This window comes from uncultured Pseudoalteromonas sp. (assembly GCF_963922945.1).
Taxonomy (GTDB): Bacteria; Pseudomonadota; Gammaproteobacteria; order Enterobacterales; family Alteromonadaceae; genus Pseudoalteromonas.
The window spans coordinates 1-15648 of sequence record NZ_CAWUKC010000091.1 but is presented as its reverse complement, the minus strand read 5'-3'; the positions used below and the strand labels follow the sequence as shown (position 1 = coordinate 15648).

The window sequence follows — 15648 nt, the reverse complement described above, 5'->3', positions numbered from 1 at the left end:
CTGATAGCTGCTTTATAAAAGCTTAAAAAACCTGCTTGCTTAATTATCCATCTAAGCGTAAAATGCGCGCTCATTTCGGCTTTTATACTATTAATTCCTTGCCTTAAACCGACCGGCCGAAACGGTAGAAGGCTCTATTAACCGTAAGGAATATCCATGCGTCATTACGAAATCGTATTCATGGTTCACCCTGATCAGAGTGAGCAAGTTGCTGGTATGATCGAACGTTATACTGGTTCTATCACTGAAGCGGGTGGTACTATCCACCGTCTTGAAGACTGGGGCCGTCGTCAACTGGCTTACCCAATCAACAAGCTTCACAAAGCTCATTATGTTCTTATGAACGTTGAAGCACCTACTGAAGTAATCAGCGAGCTAGAAACTACTTTCCGCTACAACGATGCAGTGCTTCGTAACTTAGTTATGCGTACTAAAAATGCAGTAACTGAAGCGTCTCCTCTTGCAAGAGAAGAGAAGAAAGAAGCACCAGCTGCTTAATTGTTTTGAGTCCTAGCATGGCATGTAGTCAGCAGTAAGTGTAATGGTTAGCCCATATATGAATCAGCTGGTTATATCGGGGGTTGTTTGTAAAACACCCAAGTTTAGCCAAAGCCCTGCAGGCATACCGCATTGTATTTTTGTTGTAGAACATAAATCGATGCAAACCGAAGCAGATCTTAACCGTAATAGTTACGTTAGGCTTCAGGTTGTTGCCAGTGGTAAGCAAATGCAACAACAGACTCAACATTTGCACGTTGGGCAGGCATTGCAAGTGAGTGGTTTTTTAAATCGCCACGAAGGTCGTAACGGCCTTAGCCAATTGGTTTTGCATGCTCAGCATATAGAAAGAATTATTTGAGGAATTAATCTCATGGCACGTTATTTCAGACGTCGTAAGTTCTGCCGCTTTAAAGCGGAAGGCGTACAACAAATCGATTACAAAGATCTAGCTACTCTTAGAAACTATGTTACAGAAAGTGGCAAAATCGTACCTAGCCGTATTACAGGTACTAGCGCTAAATACCAGCGCCAGCTAGCAACAGCTATTAAGCGTGCTCGCTACTTAGCCCTTCTTCCATACACTGACTTACATAAGTAAGCAGCGGATTAACAGTTTTTAAAAGGTGTAGAAACATGCAAGTTATTCTACTAGATAAGATCGCTAACCTAGGTGGCCTAGGTGACCAGGTTGTTGTTAAATCTGGCTTCGCACGTAACTTCCTTTTCCCGCAAGGTAAGGCAGTTCCTGCAACTAAAGCAAACATTGAAACGTTTGATGCTCGTCGCGCAGACTTAGAAGCGAAAATCGCTGAACAGTTAACTGCAGCACAAGCACGCGCTGACAAACTAGAAGCATTAGCAGAAGTTACTTTAGTATCTAAAGCTGGTGACGAAGGTAAGCTATTCGGTTCAATCGGTACTCGTGACATCGCTGACGCTATCTCAGCTGTTGGTGTTGAAGTTGCTAAATCAGAAGTTCGTTTACCTCACGGTACTATCCGTGAAACTGGCGAATTTGACGTTGCAATCGCAGTACACTCAGACGTAACAGCTACTATTAAAGTAATCGTTATTGCTGAAGCTTAATTTTTAATTAAGCCCAAAAAGCCGTGCTTTTAGCGCGGCTTTTTTGTATCTAAAACTCCTCTTTAATACCCACATAATCCCTCTATATAAAATTATTAAACTATTTTTATTATTAGTTTAAACCTTTCTTGCCTGTCTTTGCGTCTTACTTATCAATAAACTAAAAGCATAAAAATAATTAAAAGGCGACATCACGGATGTTACATGTTAAACCCGAAAACGCGCCCATGTGCGAAGCTGCATTAATTGAGCAAGTTAAGTCGGGCGAGCAAAGTGCATACAAAGCGCTCTATGAGCTGCATATAAAGCGTGTTTACGGTTTATGTTTGCGCTTACTAGCCGATGAAGCGCACGCTGAAGATGCCGCCCAAGAGGTGTTTGTGCAGGTGTGGCACAAAATAGCGCAGTTTGATGGGCGCTCACAGTTCTCTACTTGGCTTTATAGCGTCGCAAGCAATATTGCTATTAGTTATGTACGCAAACATAAAAGCTGGTTAAACAAAGTAGTGAGCATTGAGCAAAGCGGTATGGATGAGCAAAGCGTGCAAAGCTGTAAGGGCCTCAATGGGCTCGATAAATTAATTGTTCGTTTACCAGAGCGCGCCCGCATAGTGTTTGTTTTATACGCTATAGAAGGCTATCGCCACGAAGAAATAGCCCAGCAATTGGGAATGGCAGTGGGGTCGAGTAAGTCTCAATACCATCGTGCAAGGCAGTTATTACAAAAGTGGTACGAGTATGAGTAAACAAAATTTTGATGACTACTTAAACGAGTCTTTAAATAACTTAAATAAAGATATAACACCCAACAAATCGCTTTGGGCGGGGGTAGAGCATGCCATAGTTACAGCTAAGCCACGTGCTGCTAAAGCGCCATTATGGCCCAAATTAAGCGCTATTGCTGCGTGCAGTGCCGCGGCGTTATTAGCAATAAATATATTTATGAGCAATGACGAGCCAAGCCAAGTAGTGGCTATGAGTGATTATTTTAAAGCGCAAAAGCAAAGTTTATTAGTGCAGTACAAAAATCAAGATGCACTGACCAATAACTGGCAAGCACAACTACAAGAGCTTGAAGAGGCTGAGCAGGCAATTAAGCAAGCACTTGAAAACGAGCCACAAAATCAGGCGTTACTGACTATGTTGGCACAGGTTTATCAGCAACAACTCGACTTAATTAACAAGGTGCATGCACCGCGTTGGCAGCAAATATAGGGGAATAACATGAAAGCAATTTTATTAGGGCTGAGCCTATTACCACTGAGTGTTTTAGCGGGTGAAAAAATAGATAAGCAAATAGAGGTGCCAAGTGGCGGCACTATTTTTATTGAAAACCAGCGCGGCGATGTAAATATAACCGGTTGGGATAAAAATGAATTTAAAGTTTCTGGCGAGCTTGATGACAAGGCTGAAGGGTTTGAGCTAACAACCAGAGGCGATAAAACTGAGTTTATAGTAAAAATGCCACGCAATATAGGCTGGGGTAACACTGGCGATGGCTCTAAATTAACTGTATTTATGCCAAAAACAAGTAGTTTAGAATTTGCCGGTGTGAACGCATCAGTGACAGCAAAAACACTTGAAAACGGCGCCGAAGTAGATGTAGTGAACGGTGAGATCACGGTAGAGGACATCACAGGCAGTATTGAACTAACCACAGTAAACGGTGATGTTAACGCACAAAACTTAAGTGGTAATATTCAATTTGAAACCGTTAACGGTGAAATAAACGATAAGCAATCAAGCGGGGAGTTACGTTTTAGTGCGGTAAATGGCGATATTAAATCAAGCACAACCGCAAACGATGTGCGATTAGAAAACGTAAATGGCGATATCGATTTTACATTATCGAGCATTAAAAACTTACGTATCAACACTGTAAACGGCGAGGCTGAAATACAGATTAAAGAGCTCTTAAAAGGGGCTGATGTACGTTATGAATCGGTAAGTGGTGATGCTGATTTTTATTTTCCGCAAAACGTATCTGCCCAGTTTGAAATTAAAGCACACGCAAATGGTAAAATTATTAATAAAATTACCAGCGATAAAGTGGCTAAGGCTAAATACGGCCCGGCAAGCGATTTAGAGTTTAGCGTAAAAGGTGGCAGTGCGAGCGTTGAAATGGATACTATAAGCGGGCGCATTACGCTGCGTACCAAATAACGCTTAATACCGCCGATGATTACAAAAAGCAGGAAAAGATTTCCTGCTTTGCTATTTGCACAGCCCTGCCAAGTCGATAGAATAGAGCCATTCAATTTTAGTACTGTGAAGTTATGGCAAAACCAGATAAGCAAGTCGATACCCTTAAAGTCCCCCCCCATTCAATAGAAGCTGAGCAATCTGTTTTAGGTGGTTTAATGCTTGATAATCAAGCGTATGACCGCGTAGCAGAGCTGGTTGTTGCACAGGACTTTTATACCCGCACCCACAAGCTTATTTTTGAAGCCATGACTGCGCTTGCTGAAGTAGGGGACCCGATAGATTTAATCACTATCTCTGAAAGCCTTGAGAAAAATAATCAGCTGTCGAGTATTGGTGGGTTTGCATATTTAGCCGAAATAGCTAAAAACACGCCCAGCGCCGCCAATATTGATGCATATGCCAATATAGTGCGTGAACGCGCGGTAGTTCGCGAAATGATAGGGGTTGCCAACGAAATAGCCGAAGCCGGTTTTAATACAGAAGGGCGTACCAGCCACGACTTATTAGACTTTGCTGAGAGTAAAGTGTTTAAAATTGCAGAGCAGCGTTCAAAGAGTACCGAGGGCCCGCAAAGCATTCATAACATTCTTGAAAAAACAGTCGATAAAATTGAAGAGCTTTACCAATCGCCACAAGATGGTGTTACAGGGGTAAGTACCGGTTATGCTGATTTAGATAAAATGACAGCAGGTATGCAGCCTTCTGATTTAATTATTGTTGCAGCACGTCCATCAATGGGTAAAACCACCTTTGCAATGAACCTTGCAGAGCACGCGGCAATGACACAAGACAAGCCTGTGCTTATTTACTCACTAGAGATGCCCTCAGAGCAAATTATGATGAGGATGCTGGCTTCATTGGGTCGTATTAACCAAACCAAGGTACGTACCGGCCAGTTAGATGATGATGATTGGGCACGCCTTTCATCAACCATGGGTTTGTTGATGGAAAAAGGCAAAATGTATGTTGATGATGCATCGGGCCTTACTCCTACCGATGTGCGCTCTCGTGCAAGGCGTATAGCGCGCGACCACGGTGGCATTAGTATGATCATGGTCGATTACCTGCAGTTAATGCGCGTACCTAGCCTATCTGACAACCGTACCTTAGAGATTGCCGAAATATCGCGTTCATTAAAGGCGCTTGCCAAAGAATTACAGTGCCCGGTTATTGCGCTTTCGCAGCTAAACCGTACGCTAGAGCAGCGTGCCGACAAGCGCCCAATTAACTCAGATTTACGTGAGTCGGGCTCAATAGAACAAGATGCCGATTTAATCATGTTTATATACCGCGATGAGGTATATAACGAAGACAGCACAGAAAAAGGTATCGCCGAGATTATTATAGGTAAACAGCGTAACGGTCCAATTGGTAAAGTGCGCTTAACCTTCCAGGGGCAATTTTCTCGCTTTGATAATTACGCGGGGCCAGCAGTTGATGATGAATACTAATGAGACTAGCCACAGCTGAAATAAATTTAACGGCACTTGCGCATAATGTATCGCAGGTAAAACGTTTTGCCCCTAAAAGCAAAATAATGGCGGTGTTAAAAGCGAATGCATATGGCCATGGTTTGGTAAAAATTGCCCAGCACTTAAGTAATGCTGATGCTTTTGCTGTTGCCCGAATTGATGAAGCTCTGGCATTGCGCGCAGGTGGTTTAACAAAGCCAATAGTGCTGCTTGAAGGGTTTTTTAATAAAGCCGACTTACCTATTTTATTGGCTAATAATTTTCAAACTATTGTGCACGACGAAAACCAGCTTGCGGCGATTGAAAATGCAAAGCTTGATGCACCTATTACGTGCTGGCTTAAAATAAACACAGGTATGCACCGTTTAGGCATAGCCCCTGAGCAGTTTCAAGAGTTCTATGCGCGCTTGCAGCGTACACCCAATGCCAAAAGCACCATTAATTTGATGACCCATTTTTCGTGTGCTGATGATACAAACAATACTAAAACAGCTCAGCAAATTAGCTTGTTTGATACGCTTGTGAAGGAAATAGACCAAGCACATTGTTTATCAAACTCAGCAGGCATTATAGCGTGGCCAGCAGGGCACGGTGATTGGGTACGCCCAGGGCTTATGCTGTATGGGGTATCACCCATGGCCAATTGCACAGGGCAACAGCACAATTTAAAGCCGGTTATGCGATTAACCACAAAAGTCATTGCTGTGCGTGAGGTTGCCGCACACGAGCGAGTAGGCTATGGCGGCCGTTGGCAAAGTGATAAACCAACACAACTTGCTGTAGTTGCTATGGGGTATGGAGATGGCTATCCACGCCATGCTAAACAAGGCACACCGGTGATGATTGCTGGGCAGCGCTACGGTATTGTAGGCAGTGTATCTATGGATATGATAAGTATTGATATAGGCGCAAACGAGCACAATGTTAAAGTAGGTGATAGCGTTACCATGTGGGGGCCAGAGCTGCCAGTTGAAGAAATAGCCCACTGCGCTGATACAATCCCATATGAACTGCTGTGTAATATTACACCGCGGGTTAGCTACGAATATCAGCGATAGTTAGTAAGTGATATTTACTCTTTTATAAAGTAAATATCACTAAAGCCCATGCGGGCAAATTCTTGGTCACGAAAATTACGTACAGCAGAAGAGCCTTTTGAGGTCATTTCTATTTGGCGTACCATATTTAAGTAGTTAGTTAAATCAATACCTTCGGCAGCGGCAATAGCATGATACATGTCGTGGTATTTGTCTTTTGCGAAGTTAATTTCGCGCGGTTGATTTTTAAATGTATAGGTTATTCTGCGTGCCATAATAAGCTCAGCTAATTGAGTGTGAGACTAATTTTACACTGTATTGAACTGGCATAGAATGGTTTGTTGAAATCAAATAATTAAAAGTAGAGTTTAAAATGAAATTATCAGTAGAGATCAGTAAATACCCACTCCATCAAGATTACATTCCGTTTATTAAAGGTTTTATTGACCGCTTAAACGAATACGATAACTTAAAAGTGATCACCAATACGCTTTCTACGCAAATTTTTGGCGATTACGATTTAGTAATGCAAGTGCTAAATACCGAAATTAAACGTTCGTACGAAGAGTTTGGTAAGGCTATTTTTGTTTGTAAGTTTTTATCTGGCGATTTGTCTCCAGCGTAATCGCCTTTATTTAACGTGTATTAAAAACGGTAACCTCACACATGGATTTTTTAACACAAACCTTAAGTGGTTTTACAGCAATGTCGCATTGGGAATATATTGCGGTAGGGTTGTCTATTGCTTACTTATTACTGGCAATAAAAGAAAGCCTATGGTGCTGGCCTGCCGCTTTTTTTAGCACGCTTATTTACACCATAATGTACTGGAATGGCGCGCTGCTTATGGAGTCGTTACTCAATTTTTATTACATGTACATGGCTGTATTTGGCTGGATGGTCTGGCGCAAAGGCAAAGCTGATAATATTAGTATTACCTCGTGGTCTTCTCAGCGCCACGCCATCCTTATAGGCGCTACAAGCTTAGCGGCCATTATTATTGGCTATGTAATGCAAAACTACACCCATGCCGATTTTGCCTACCTTGATAGCTTTACAACCTGTTTTGCGGTGGTAACCACGTATTTAGTTGCCAAAAAAGTACTCGAAAACTGGCTATATTGGATTGTTATTGATGCAGCCTCTATGTATTTGTATTACGAAAAAGGCTACTACCCAACACTCGCGCTATTTGTTTTTTACACTATTATGGCCGCGTGGGGGTTTAAAACCTGGTACGAAGAGTACGAGCAAAGCCAAGCTAAGCCATTAGCGCAACTATAACGTATGCACCGTAACCCAAATATCGCAGCCTTATGCAGTGAGCTTGTGGCGCCGCAGCAGGTGCTACAAACCACTAAGTTAGTCAATGGTTTAAGTAACGACAATTACCTAATAAAAACCGCACAGCAAAACTATTTATTAAAATGCTATAAATCACATTGGCCTAAAATAGGGCTACAAGCCCAAACAGAGCTTAGTCAATATAACGTTTGCCCTAAGCCTATTTGGCTTGATGAAGCCAACAGGCGAGCTGCATTTCATTATATTTGTGGTGATATTGCTACTAATACCTACAGTATTGACCTAGTTGAAAAGTTGGCACGTGTTCATAGTTACCCTCTAGCTACACAGCCAATGGATATTGCAAAAGAGCTTATGTATTACGCTAACAGCAACATATATCAACAGCACAGCCGCTTAATTGAATATACGCTAAGCGCCATTAGCAACATGCCCTACAACAGTGGCTTTTGTCATAACGATTTAGTTAAAGATAACCTAATAGTAAATTCAAGTGGCATGTATTTAATTGACTTTGAATATGCGCAAACAAACGACGTATATTTTGATTTAGCGGCACTTGCGGTTAGCTTAGAGTTAAATAGAGAGGCAGAGCAGACCTTACTTGAGCAATACAGTTTGCAACAAACAAAAAATGATTTTTACTGCTCTTATAGCAAGCTATGTTACTTTAAAGTAGTGTTTTTGGTGTTGTGTATAGGGTGGTATGAGCAGCGCGACATAATTCATAAAACACGTGTATTACGCGCGCAACTTAAAAGCTTATTGGTCAATATATAAAGCTAAAGCCCGCCAAAACGTGCAGCGAGTTCTTTGTACTTTGCTACTTCGTCAGCATCAAATTGGGGTTCACCATTTTCATCTTCAGACTTGGCAATAAGCAAGCTCTCACGAGCAAGGCGCTTTACTCGCTCGGCCTTAACACCTAAAAACTCAGCCACTTGCTCAGTCGACATTAAACTCATAATTACGTCCTCTTTATAACCCGTAAGCACTTTATATATGTTGCCAAACGGTTACTATCTTTTATGTAATACCAATAAATAGCCTGTTTTTTGTAAGTTGTGAAGTGTTTTGTCAAAAACAGTTTGATTTATAGGCATATAACTCAATGATGCTGGAATTTATTAAAATATCTCTTTATTATAGCCAGTGCTAAAGCATTGATATCGCGAGTTAGTGTTTTAGCAACAAATGTGCTCTTGTGGTGAAATGGATATCACGTGGCCCTCCGGAGGCTAAGTTCTAGGTTCGATCCCTAGCAAGAGCGCCATTTGGCTACTATCACTCGCTAATGAACTTCTTCCCTCATTTATTAGTCCTTTATAGCTATATAGTATTGGTTTTAACTTAAAAATTAGACTTTTATCATTAAATAATGCTATTTAATAGGCATATTTAATTGTAGAAAACGCTTTTGCCATGCTCATCGCGTTACCCATTTCAGAGCTCACTCCTGGTATGTTTGTTGACAGTGTTACCAAACAGCATGAAGGGCTTAATAGTATAAAAATAAAAACCAGTGGTTTAGTGCGAAACCAGGCAATTATAAAACGCTTAGTAACCGAAGGCGTTTTAGAGCTGCTTATCGACTTTACCAAGGGCGATGCCGCCATACCCGATAAGTACAAACCCAAAAGCGCACCATCACAAAAACCCATAACTTCAACTAGTAAAACAAAGCCCCCCGCGGTAAAGCCTGCGATTACCCTTGAGGAAGAATTTGCCAAGGCTAGCATTAATTTTGAGCAACATAATCGTAAGCTACAAGCTTTGTACGGCGATGTGACTACAGGGTTATCGGTTAATTTAAAAGTGATTGATGAAATGGCTAACGATATAGTCAGCTCGGTATTTAGACATACCAGCGCAATGACCATATTAACCCGTATAAAAGATAAACATAGTTACAATTGGCGCCACATGATTAACTGCGCTATTTTTACGGCCGTGTTTGCTAAGTATTTAGGATACAAAGAAGAAGCCGTACAACAGCTTGCTATGGGCGCGCTTTTGCACGATTTAGGTCAAGCTAAACTCCCGCAAGGGATTATTTCTAGGCCAAGTAAACTCACTAGCAGCGAAATGGGTATTGTTAAACGACATGTTGCACAAGGGCTAGGTTTAGTTAAAGGTGAAAAAGGTATTACGCCTTTAATGCTCGATATGATCGTAAATCATCATGAGCGACTCGATGGCTCAGGTTATCCGCGTGGTATTACAGCAGAAAAGCTTAGCCGTCCTGCGCGCATTATGGCGATTGTTGATGTTTACGATGCGCTAACTGCCGACAGGCCGCATCAAGATGGGGATGAGCCCATAAATGCGCTGCGTTATTTGTTAGCTAACAAAGAGCTGTTTGATGCAGAGCTGGTGCAGCACTTTATCAAATGCTTAGGTGTGCACCCGGTAGGCACTATAGTTAAATTAACCAATGAGCGATTAGCGCTGGTACTTGAAGGCAACAAATTAAATCCTATCAAGCCTAAAGTTAAGCTATTTTACAATGCTAAGCATGGCCACCACGTCACCCCTAAAGACTTAGATTTAAATGACTCTGATCAAAGTATTAAAATAGTGTCGAGTATTAAGCCGCTTGACTATCAAATTAATTTGGCTCGTTTGTTAAAAGAGCATTTGTTGAACTAGCATTTTTACAACGCTTAAGTTTTGCGTGCCTAGCAGAAATATAAGCACCTAAAAAGCAACTCCCCATTAAAGTAAGCCACAGCAAAGTACCCAGCTCTACATGCACTGCAAAGCAGCAAAAAGTTAAAGATACCAACGCATTTATCATGGCTCCCAGCCAATAATGATTAACGGGGTTGTCGCATTGCCCAGCTTGTGTGCAGGCACAATAGTTTGCTTTATAAAAACAGTACACACTGGCGCCGCAAAAAATAAGCGCGGAAATAATAAGTAAAATGCTCACACTTTTAGCTTCCTTGGTGATTTTAAAACAAGTTTAAAATGTGAGATATTGCAAGTCAATCTAAATGATAATTAATTACAATTAGAGTATAAGCTCTAATAACACATTTCTCATCCGATGAGTTTTAAATAGTTGTTAAATCATCGTTAAAAAACGTGTTTTTTGCTGTTTTTTGACGCTTTGTTACAGTTTTTTATAAAAAATTAAGGTAGTGTAGCCAAGTTTAAAATCCTAATAACAACACATAGATACCCAAACAGCAGTTTGGTTAAGGACTTAACAATGAAATTTACTAAAACTCTAATCGCAGCTTCGCTTGCGTTAGTATCTGCAGATACGTTTGCTGCTGCGTTTCAGTTAGCTGAGCAAAACGCATCAGGACTTGGTCGCGCATACGCCGGTGAAGCATCTATTGCTGACGACGCGTCAGTTGTTGCTCGTAACCCAGCTTTAATGACTCTTTTTAAAGATAAGCAATTGAGTGTTGCAGCTATCGGTGTAGTACCAGATGTGAGCATTGAAGGTGAGTCTACTAACAACGGTATAGACCCAAGTGCGTTAGATGACGATAGTATTGCGCCAAGCGCAGTGGTACCAGCTGCTTACTTCACTATGCCTTACAACGATAAAGTATCAGTAGGTTTTGGTGCATTCTCTAACTTTGGTTTATCTACAGAGTTTAACGATGACTACGTAGCAGGCCAAATTGCTGGTGAAACAGAAATTGTCACCGTTAACTTAAATGCAAGCGTTGCATATAAAGTAACCGAGCAATTCAGCTTTGGTATTGGCTTAAACTACATTTATGCTGATGCAACGGTAATCCGTAAAGTCGGCGCCAATGCAAGTGGCATTGATTTTGGTGCTGATGCAGTTAACCTTCAAGGTGATGACACCGGCCTAGGCTTAAATGTGGGCTTAATGTACCAATTAGACGAAAATAGCCGCTTTGGTTTTAACTACCGCAGCGAAACAGATATTACATTTGAAGGTGATTTCTCAAATGATTTACCAGTAGCTGCAGGCGGCACTGGCGGTGCACAACTACCGGGTTCTGTAGAGCTAACTCTACCTGCTATTGCTGAGTTTTCTGGTTCTCACCAGTTAGATGAAAAACTAGGCTTACATTACAGCGTACTTTGGACAGGCTGGAGCAGTTTTGAGTCGTTAGAAGCGCAAGTAACAGCTCCAACTGGCGACAAGTTTGTAGCGTTTGAAAAGCAAGAACAGTTTGATGATGCATTCCGTTACTCTATCGGTGCTGATTACCAATACAACGAAGACTTACTTCTTCGTGCAGGTGTAGCATTTGATGAGTCACCAGTATCACAAGAGCACTTATCTATCTCAATCCCAGATACTGACCGTTTTTGGTTCTCTGTAGGTGGTAACTACGCGATCGATACGCAATCAAATGTTGATTTAGGTGTAAGTGTTGTTCGTGGTAAAACACAGAACTTTACTGAAACTGATGATTCAGGCAGCCAATGGGGCTTTGAGTCAAAAGGCCACGCTGTTGTAATTGGCGCTCAGTACAACTACAAGTTTTAATGTAGCTATGCCTTGTGGTTAATCGCAGGACACAAAAAAGCCGCTCACTTTAACAGTGAGCGGCTTTTTTAATGCCTGCTAAATTGCTTTAGCAGGCAACTAAAATTATAAGCTTTCTATTTTAGTTTTTTGCTCAAGTAGCTTGGTTTTAGCATCAGTGAATTCAGCTAATTTAGCATTTTCTTTTGCAAGTACGGCTTCAGGTGCGTTATTTACAAACTTTTCGTTTGCTAGTTTATTTTGCACTTGGGCTAGGCCTTTTTCTGCTTTTTCGAGTTGCTTGTTAATACGCGCAAGCTCGGCTTCAACATCAATTAAGCCCGCCATTGGGATCATAATTTCAAGGTTGCCAACATAAGAGGTCGCACATGCGGGTGCATCGTCTTTGTTTTCAAGCAAAGTGAACGATTCAAGTTTAGCAAGCGAGGCAATGAACGACTCGTTTTCGTTAATACGGCGCACGTCATCGCTTGATGCGTTAGCAAGTAGCACGTTAAGTGGCTTACTTGGGCTAATATCCATCTCACCGCGGATAACACGAATTGCTAAAATAAACTGTTTAACCCACTCTAAGTCGTCCATTGCTTGTGCATCAACGTTTGCTTCATTATAAACAGGGAAGCCCTGTACCATAATGCTGGTGCCTGCAGTTTCAAGCCCAGCAAGGGGGGCTACACGTTGCCAAATCGTTTCTGTGATGTATGGCATCATTGGGTGCATTAAGCGCAGTAGGCTTTCTAGTACCGTAATCAACGTATTACGAGTACCGCGTTGCTGTGCTTCATTACCTTTAAATAATACCGGCTTAGTTAGCTCTAAGTACCAGTCACAGAACTGGTTCCATGTAAATTCATAAAGCGTATTGGCTGCTAAATCAAAGCGGTAGTTATCAAGGTGTTCGGTGTATGTTTTAACCGTTGCTTCAAACTGGCCTAAGATCCAGCGATCAGCTAACGAGAGCGTTTTTTCACCCTCGTTAAAGCCACAATCTTGCTCTTCTGTATTCATTAATACGTAACGGCTCGCGTTCCATAGTTTATTACAGAAGTTACGGTAACCTTCTAGGCGGTTCATATCCCAGTTGATATCACGACCGGTTGATGCCATTGCAGCTAAGGTAAAGCGAAGCGCATCGGTACCGTGTGCTTCAATACCATTTGCAAAAACTTTACGCGTGTCTTTTTCAATTTTAGCGGCAAGTTTAGGCTGCATCATGTTGCCAGTACGTTTTTGTACTAAATCTTCAAGCTCAATGCCGTCAATCATATCTAGTGGGTCAAGTACGTTACCTTTTGACTTAGACATTTTATCGCCGTTGTCGTCACGTATAAGGCCCGTTACATACACAGTTTTAAACGGTACTTGTGGTTTACCATTTTCGTCTTTTATAAAGTGCAGCGTCATCATAATCATGCGCGCAACCCAGAAAAAGATAATATCAAAACCTGTTACCAACACGTCAGACGGGTGGAAGGTTTTTAAATCATCGGTGTTTTCTGGCCAACCTTGTGTTGAAAATGTCCACAATGCAGATGAGAACCAAGTATCAAGTACATCTTCGTCTTGGCTTAGTGCAACATCATCGGCAATGTTATTGTCGCGGCGCACTTCGGCTTCATCGCGGCCAACGTATACGTTGCCTTCGCTGTCGTACCAAGCTGGAATACGGTGACCCCACCAAAGTTGGCGTGAAATACACCAATCTTGTACGTCGTTCATCCACGAAAAGTACATGTTTTCGTATTGCTTAGGTACAAATTGAATGTCGCCATTTTTAACGGCATCTTTTGCAGGTTCAGCAAGTGGCGCAACGCGTACATACCATTGGTCGGTAAGTAATGGCTCAATGACCACACCAGAGCGGTCGCCGTAAGGTACAGTTAACGCATGGTCTTCGATTTTTTCAAGTAAACCAAGTTCTTCAAATTCTGCAATAATTGCTTTACGCGCAGCAAAACGGTCTAGGCCGTGTAAGCGCTCAGGAATTGGGGCATCAAATTCAAGCTCTTTACCGTCAAAGGTGTATGTTTCACCTTGGCTAAGAATGGCAGCGTTTTTATCGAAAATATTGATCATTGGCATTTTGTGACGCTTGCCAACTTCGTTATCGTTAAAGTCGTGTGCAGGGGTGATTTTTACACAACCTGTGCCTTTGTCTTTATCGGCATGTTCATCGGCAACAATGGTGATACGACGATTTACGATAGGCAGTAAAACTTCTTTACCGATTAGGTCTTGGTAGCGCTCGTCATCTGGATTAACCGCAACACCCGAGTCACCTAACATGGTTTCAGGACGAGTTGTTGCTACAACAATGTAGTCTTTGCCGTCTTGTGTTTTAGCACCATCGGCAAGTGGGTAGCGCAGGTTCCACATGTGGCCTTGCTTTTCTTTGTTTTCAACTTCAAGGTCAGAAATAGCCGTGTGTAATTTTGGATCCCAGTTTACTAGGCGCTTACCGCGGTAAATTAGGTTTTCTTTATGAAGGCGTACAAAGACTTCTTTAACTGCTTCTGATAAGCCATCGTCCATCGTAAAGCGTTCGCGGTCCCAATCAACCGACGCACCAAGGCGACGTAATTGCTTAGTGATAGTGCCGCCTGATTCGTTTTTCCACTCCCAAATTTTATTAATAAAATCTTCGCGGCCTAAATCGTGGCGTGTTTTACCTTCTTCAGCGTGAAGTTTACGCTCAACCAGCATTTGCGTTGCAATACCCGCGTGGTCAGTACCTACTTGCCATAATGTGTTGTTACCTTGCATGCGTTTAAAACGCGTTAGGGTATCCATTATTGTATCTTGGAAGGCGTGGCCCATGTGCAAGCTACCGGTGACATTTGGCGGTGGGATCATAATTGAATATGGGGTGCCTTGGCCAGATGGCTTAAAGTAGCCTTTTTGTTCCCAGTCTTGGTATAGAGACTGTTCAATATCTTGCGGATTGTAGGTTTTATCCATTACACAGAACCTTAAATAAGTACTTAAATTAGTTGGTTAGCTTTATCCTAAACGGCTAGCTATTAATCTCTTGCGTGCTGATATTGGCACCAAGTTGGCGCAGCTTTTTAAAACGCTCACGAGCGGCTTGTTTAGCTACAGGCTCTACTGGTACAAAATCAAAAACTTCGCTAAAACGCCTAATAAAATCAGGCAGGCTATTAGCTAAGTTAATTAAAACATTACGTTTGCCAACAGGAGGCGTTGTGCCTATTTCTACAGGCGCGCCGGCTTTGGGGCCTTCGCCTTGTAGGTTATGCGGCACAAAACTGTCAGGGTCAAATGCCCAGAGGGTTTCGTCAATGGCATAGGCGGTGTGTTCGTTATCAACAAAAATAAACACACGATTCCCTAATCGATACTGCTCTGCGGCAATTTGAGCTGCTAAAGCAAAATGATCATCAGCCTGTGCTTTAGACTCATCTTGTTGCTTTAGAACGAAAAATTGAGCATTGATGTTCATTGTATCGGGGTTTCCCATAACATTGAATGTGTACATAGTTAATACACATATTTTAAGAGGCAGATTTTGCCATATAACAGGATTTGCTTCAATTAATAC

General features: G+C 41.9%; 19 protein-coding genes and 1 tRNA gene. 15 read left to right on the top strand and 5 right to left on the bottom strand.

The genetic code is table 11. The annotated features are described in order from the left end of the window. Positions 1-156 precede the first annotated feature (156 nt). The 9 genes from rpsF to alr all read left to right on the top strand — a co-directional run bounded on the left by rpsF (position 157) and on the right by alr (position 6322). Complete coding sequence (gene rpsF / locus AABI99_RS15530) at positions 157-498, top strand: 30S ribosomal protein S6 (protein WP_338366998.1); 342 nt, start codon at positions 157-159, stop codon at positions 496-498. 43 nt (positions 499-541) lie between these two features. Beyond that, positions 542-859 (top strand): primosomal replication protein N, encoded by a 318-nt coding sequence (priB, locus tag AABI99_RS15525; protein ID WP_004588456.1) that lies wholly within the window; start codon positions 542-544, stop codon positions 857-859. A 12-nt stretch (positions 860-871) separates the two neighbouring features. Then, positions 872-1099 (top strand): 30S ribosomal protein S18, encoded by a 228-nt coding sequence (gene rpsR / locus AABI99_RS15520; protein ID WP_002962753.1) that lies wholly within the window; start codon positions 872-874, stop codon positions 1097-1099. Positions 1100-1134: 35 nt separating this feature from the next. Next, positions 1135-1587, top strand: a complete 453-nt coding sequence (gene rplI / locus AABI99_RS15515) for a 50S ribosomal protein L9 (RefSeq protein WP_004588457.1) — start codon at positions 1135-1137, stop codon at positions 1585-1587. Positions 1588-1784: 197 nt separating this feature from the next. Further along, on the top strand, positions 1785-2333 hold the full coding sequence (locus tag AABI99_RS15510) for an RNA polymerase sigma factor (protein ID WP_338366997.1): 549 nt from the start codon (positions 1785-1787) through the stop codon (positions 2331-2333). Then, a complete protein-coding gene (locus AABI99_RS15505; protein ID WP_338366996.1) occupies positions 2326-2802 on the top strand; it encodes a hypothetical protein in 477 nt (158 codons plus the stop codon). Before AABI99_RS15510 ends, AABI99_RS15505 begins: the two co-directional genes overlap by 8 nt. 9 nt (positions 2803-2811) lie before the next feature. Further along, positions 2812-3750, top strand: a complete 939-nt coding sequence (locus AABI99_RS15500; RefSeq protein ID WP_338366995.1) for a DUF4097 family beta strand repeat-containing protein — start codon at positions 2812-2814, stop codon at positions 3748-3750. A 113-nt stretch (positions 3751-3863) separates the two neighbouring features. After that, entirely contained in the window at positions 3864-5243 is a 1380-nt protein-coding gene (gene dnaB, locus AABI99_RS15495) for a replicative DNA helicase (RefSeq protein WP_338366994.1), read from the top strand. After that, positions 5243-6322, top strand: coding sequence for an alanine racemase (alr, locus tag AABI99_RS15490; RefSeq protein WP_338366993.1), 1080 nt, complete (start codon positions 5243-5245; stop codon positions 6320-6322). The genes dnaB and alr overlap by 1 nt, the downstream gene beginning before the upstream one ends. Positions 6323-6336: 14 nt before the next feature. Here the strand turns inward: alr and AABI99_RS15485 are convergent, their stop codons facing one another. Next, entirely contained in the window at positions 6337-6576 is a 240-nt protein-coding gene (locus tag AABI99_RS15485; RefSeq protein ID WP_338366992.1) for a DUF2960 domain-containing protein, read from the bottom strand. 98 nt (positions 6577-6674) lie between these two features. Between AABI99_RS15485 and AABI99_RS15480 the strand changes: the two genes are divergently transcribed. Genes AABI99_RS15480 through AABI99_RS15470 form a run of 3 tightly spaced genes read left to right on the top strand, consistent with a single transcriptional unit; the run spans position 6675 to position 8386 of the window. After that, positions 6675-6926: a hypothetical protein gene (locus AABI99_RS15480; protein WP_055015263.1), complete on the top strand. Its 252-nt coding sequence runs from the start codon at positions 6675-6677 to the stop codon at positions 6924-6926. 41 nt (positions 6927-6967) lie between these two features. Beyond that, positions 6968-7585 carry a nicotinamide riboside transporter PnuC gene (pnuC, locus tag AABI99_RS15475; RefSeq protein ID WP_338366991.1) on the top strand — a complete coding sequence of 206 codons (618 nt, stop codon included), beginning with the start codon at positions 6968-6970 and terminating at the stop codon, positions 7583-7585. A 3-nt stretch (positions 7586-7588) separates the two neighbouring features. Further along, on the top strand, positions 7589-8386 hold the full coding sequence (locus AABI99_RS15470; protein WP_338366990.1) for a phosphotransferase: 798 nt from the start codon (positions 7589-7591) through the stop codon (positions 8384-8386). A gap of 2 nt (positions 8387-8388) precedes the next feature. On the opposite strand, the gene AABI99_RS15465 is transcribed toward AABI99_RS15470, so the two are convergent. After that, positions 8389-8571, bottom strand: coding sequence for a hypothetical protein (locus AABI99_RS15465; protein WP_024031630.1), 183 nt, complete (start codon positions 8569-8571; stop codon positions 8389-8391). Between the two features lie 233 nt (positions 8572-8804). Here AABI99_RS15465 and AABI99_RS15460 point away from each other — a divergent pair. Both AABI99_RS15460 and AABI99_RS15455 read left to right on the top strand, forming a co-directional pair. Then, positions 8805-8879 (top strand) — tRNA-Arg (locus AABI99_RS15460). Positions 8880-9028: 149 nt separating this feature from the next. Next, positions 9029-10255 (top strand): HD domain-containing phosphohydrolase, encoded by a 1227-nt coding sequence (locus AABI99_RS15455; RefSeq protein ID WP_338366989.1) that lies wholly within the window; start codon positions 9029-9031, stop codon positions 10253-10255. Here AABI99_RS15455 and AABI99_RS15450 read toward each other — a convergent pair. Continuing rightward, positions 10215-10538: a hypothetical protein gene (locus tag AABI99_RS15450; RefSeq protein ID WP_338366988.1), complete on the bottom strand. Its 324-nt coding sequence runs from the start codon at positions 10536-10538 to the stop codon at positions 10215-10217. The genes AABI99_RS15455 and AABI99_RS15450 overlap by 41 nt on opposite strands. A gap of 282 nt (positions 10539-10820) precedes the next feature. Here AABI99_RS15450 and AABI99_RS15445 point away from each other — a divergent pair, with 282 nt between their 5' ends. Further along, positions 10821-12089, top strand: a complete 1269-nt coding sequence (locus tag AABI99_RS15445) for an outer membrane protein transport protein (protein WP_338366987.1) — start codon at positions 10821-10823, stop codon at positions 12087-12089. A 105-nt stretch (positions 12090-12194) separates the two neighbouring features. Here the strand turns inward: AABI99_RS15445 and AABI99_RS15440 are convergent, their stop codons facing one another. Continuing rightward, complete coding sequence (locus tag AABI99_RS15440) at positions 12195-15047, bottom strand: valine--tRNA ligase (RefSeq protein WP_338366986.1); 2853 nt, start codon at positions 15045-15047, stop codon at positions 12195-12197. A 55-nt stretch (positions 15048-15102) separates the two neighbouring features. Next, a complete protein-coding gene (locus AABI99_RS15435) occupies positions 15103-15549 on the bottom strand; it encodes a DNA polymerase III subunit chi (protein WP_338366999.1) in 447 nt (148 codons plus the stop codon). Between the last annotated feature and the right edge of the window lie 99 nt (positions 15550-15648).

Coding starts and splice junctions, on each gene's coding strand:
- AABI99_RS15480 (WP_055015263.1), top strand. CDS start 6,675: ATGAAATTATCAGTAGAGATCAGTAAATACCCACTCCATCAAGATTAC.
- AABI99_RS15510 (WP_338366997.1), top strand. CDS start 1,785: ATGTTACATGTTAAACCCGAAAACGCGCCCATGTGCGAAGCTGCATTA.
- priB (WP_004588456.1), top strand. CDS start 542: ATGGTTAGCCCATATATGAATCAGCTGGTTATATCGGGGGTTGTTTGT.
- AABI99_RS15505 (WP_338366996.1), top strand. CDS start 2,326: ATGAGTAAACAAAATTTTGATGACTACTTAAACGAGTCTTTAAATAAC.
- AABI99_RS15470 (WP_338366990.1), top strand. CDS start 7,589: ATGCACCGTAACCCAAATATCGCAGCCTTATGCAGTGAGCTTGTGGCG.
- AABI99_RS15500 (WP_338366995.1), top strand. CDS start 2,812: ATGAAAGCAATTTTATTAGGGCTGAGCCTATTACCACTGAGTGTTTTA.
- dnaB (WP_338366994.1), top strand. CDS start 3,864: ATGGCAAAACCAGATAAGCAAGTCGATACCCTTAAAGTCCCCCCCCAT.
- AABI99_RS15485 (WP_338366992.1), bottom strand. CDS start 6,576: ATGGCACGCAGAATAACCTATACATTTAAAAATCAACCGCGCGAAATT.
- AABI99_RS15445 (WP_338366987.1), top strand. CDS start 10,821: ATGAAATTTACTAAAACTCTAATCGCAGCTTCGCTTGCGTTAGTATCT.
- rpsR (WP_002962753.1), top strand. CDS start 872: ATGGCACGTTATTTCAGACGTCGTAAGTTCTGCCGCTTTAAAGCGGAA.
- rpsF (WP_338366998.1), top strand. CDS start 157: ATGCGTCATTACGAAATCGTATTCATGGTTCACCCTGATCAGAGTGAG.
- AABI99_RS15455 (WP_338366989.1), top strand. CDS start 9,029: ATGCTCATCGCGTTACCCATTTCAGAGCTCACTCCTGGTATGTTTGTT.
- AABI99_RS15465 (WP_024031630.1), bottom strand. CDS start 8,571: ATGAGTTTAATGTCGACTGAGCAAGTGGCTGAGTTTTTAGGTGTTAAG.
- alr (WP_338366993.1), top strand. CDS start 5,243: ATGAGACTAGCCACAGCTGAAATAAATTTAACGGCACTTGCGCATAAT.
- rplI (WP_004588457.1), top strand. CDS start 1,135: ATGCAAGTTATTCTACTAGATAAGATCGCTAACCTAGGTGGCCTAGGT.
- AABI99_RS15435 (WP_338366999.1), bottom strand. CDS start 15,549: ATGAACATCAATGCTCAATTTTTCGTTCTAAAGCAACAAGATGAGTCT.
- AABI99_RS15440 (WP_338366986.1), bottom strand. CDS start 15,047: ATGGATAAAACCTACAATCCGCAAGATATTGAACAGTCTCTATACCAA.
- pnuC (WP_338366991.1), top strand. CDS start 6,968: ATGGATTTTTTAACACAAACCTTAAGTGGTTTTACAGCAATGTCGCAT.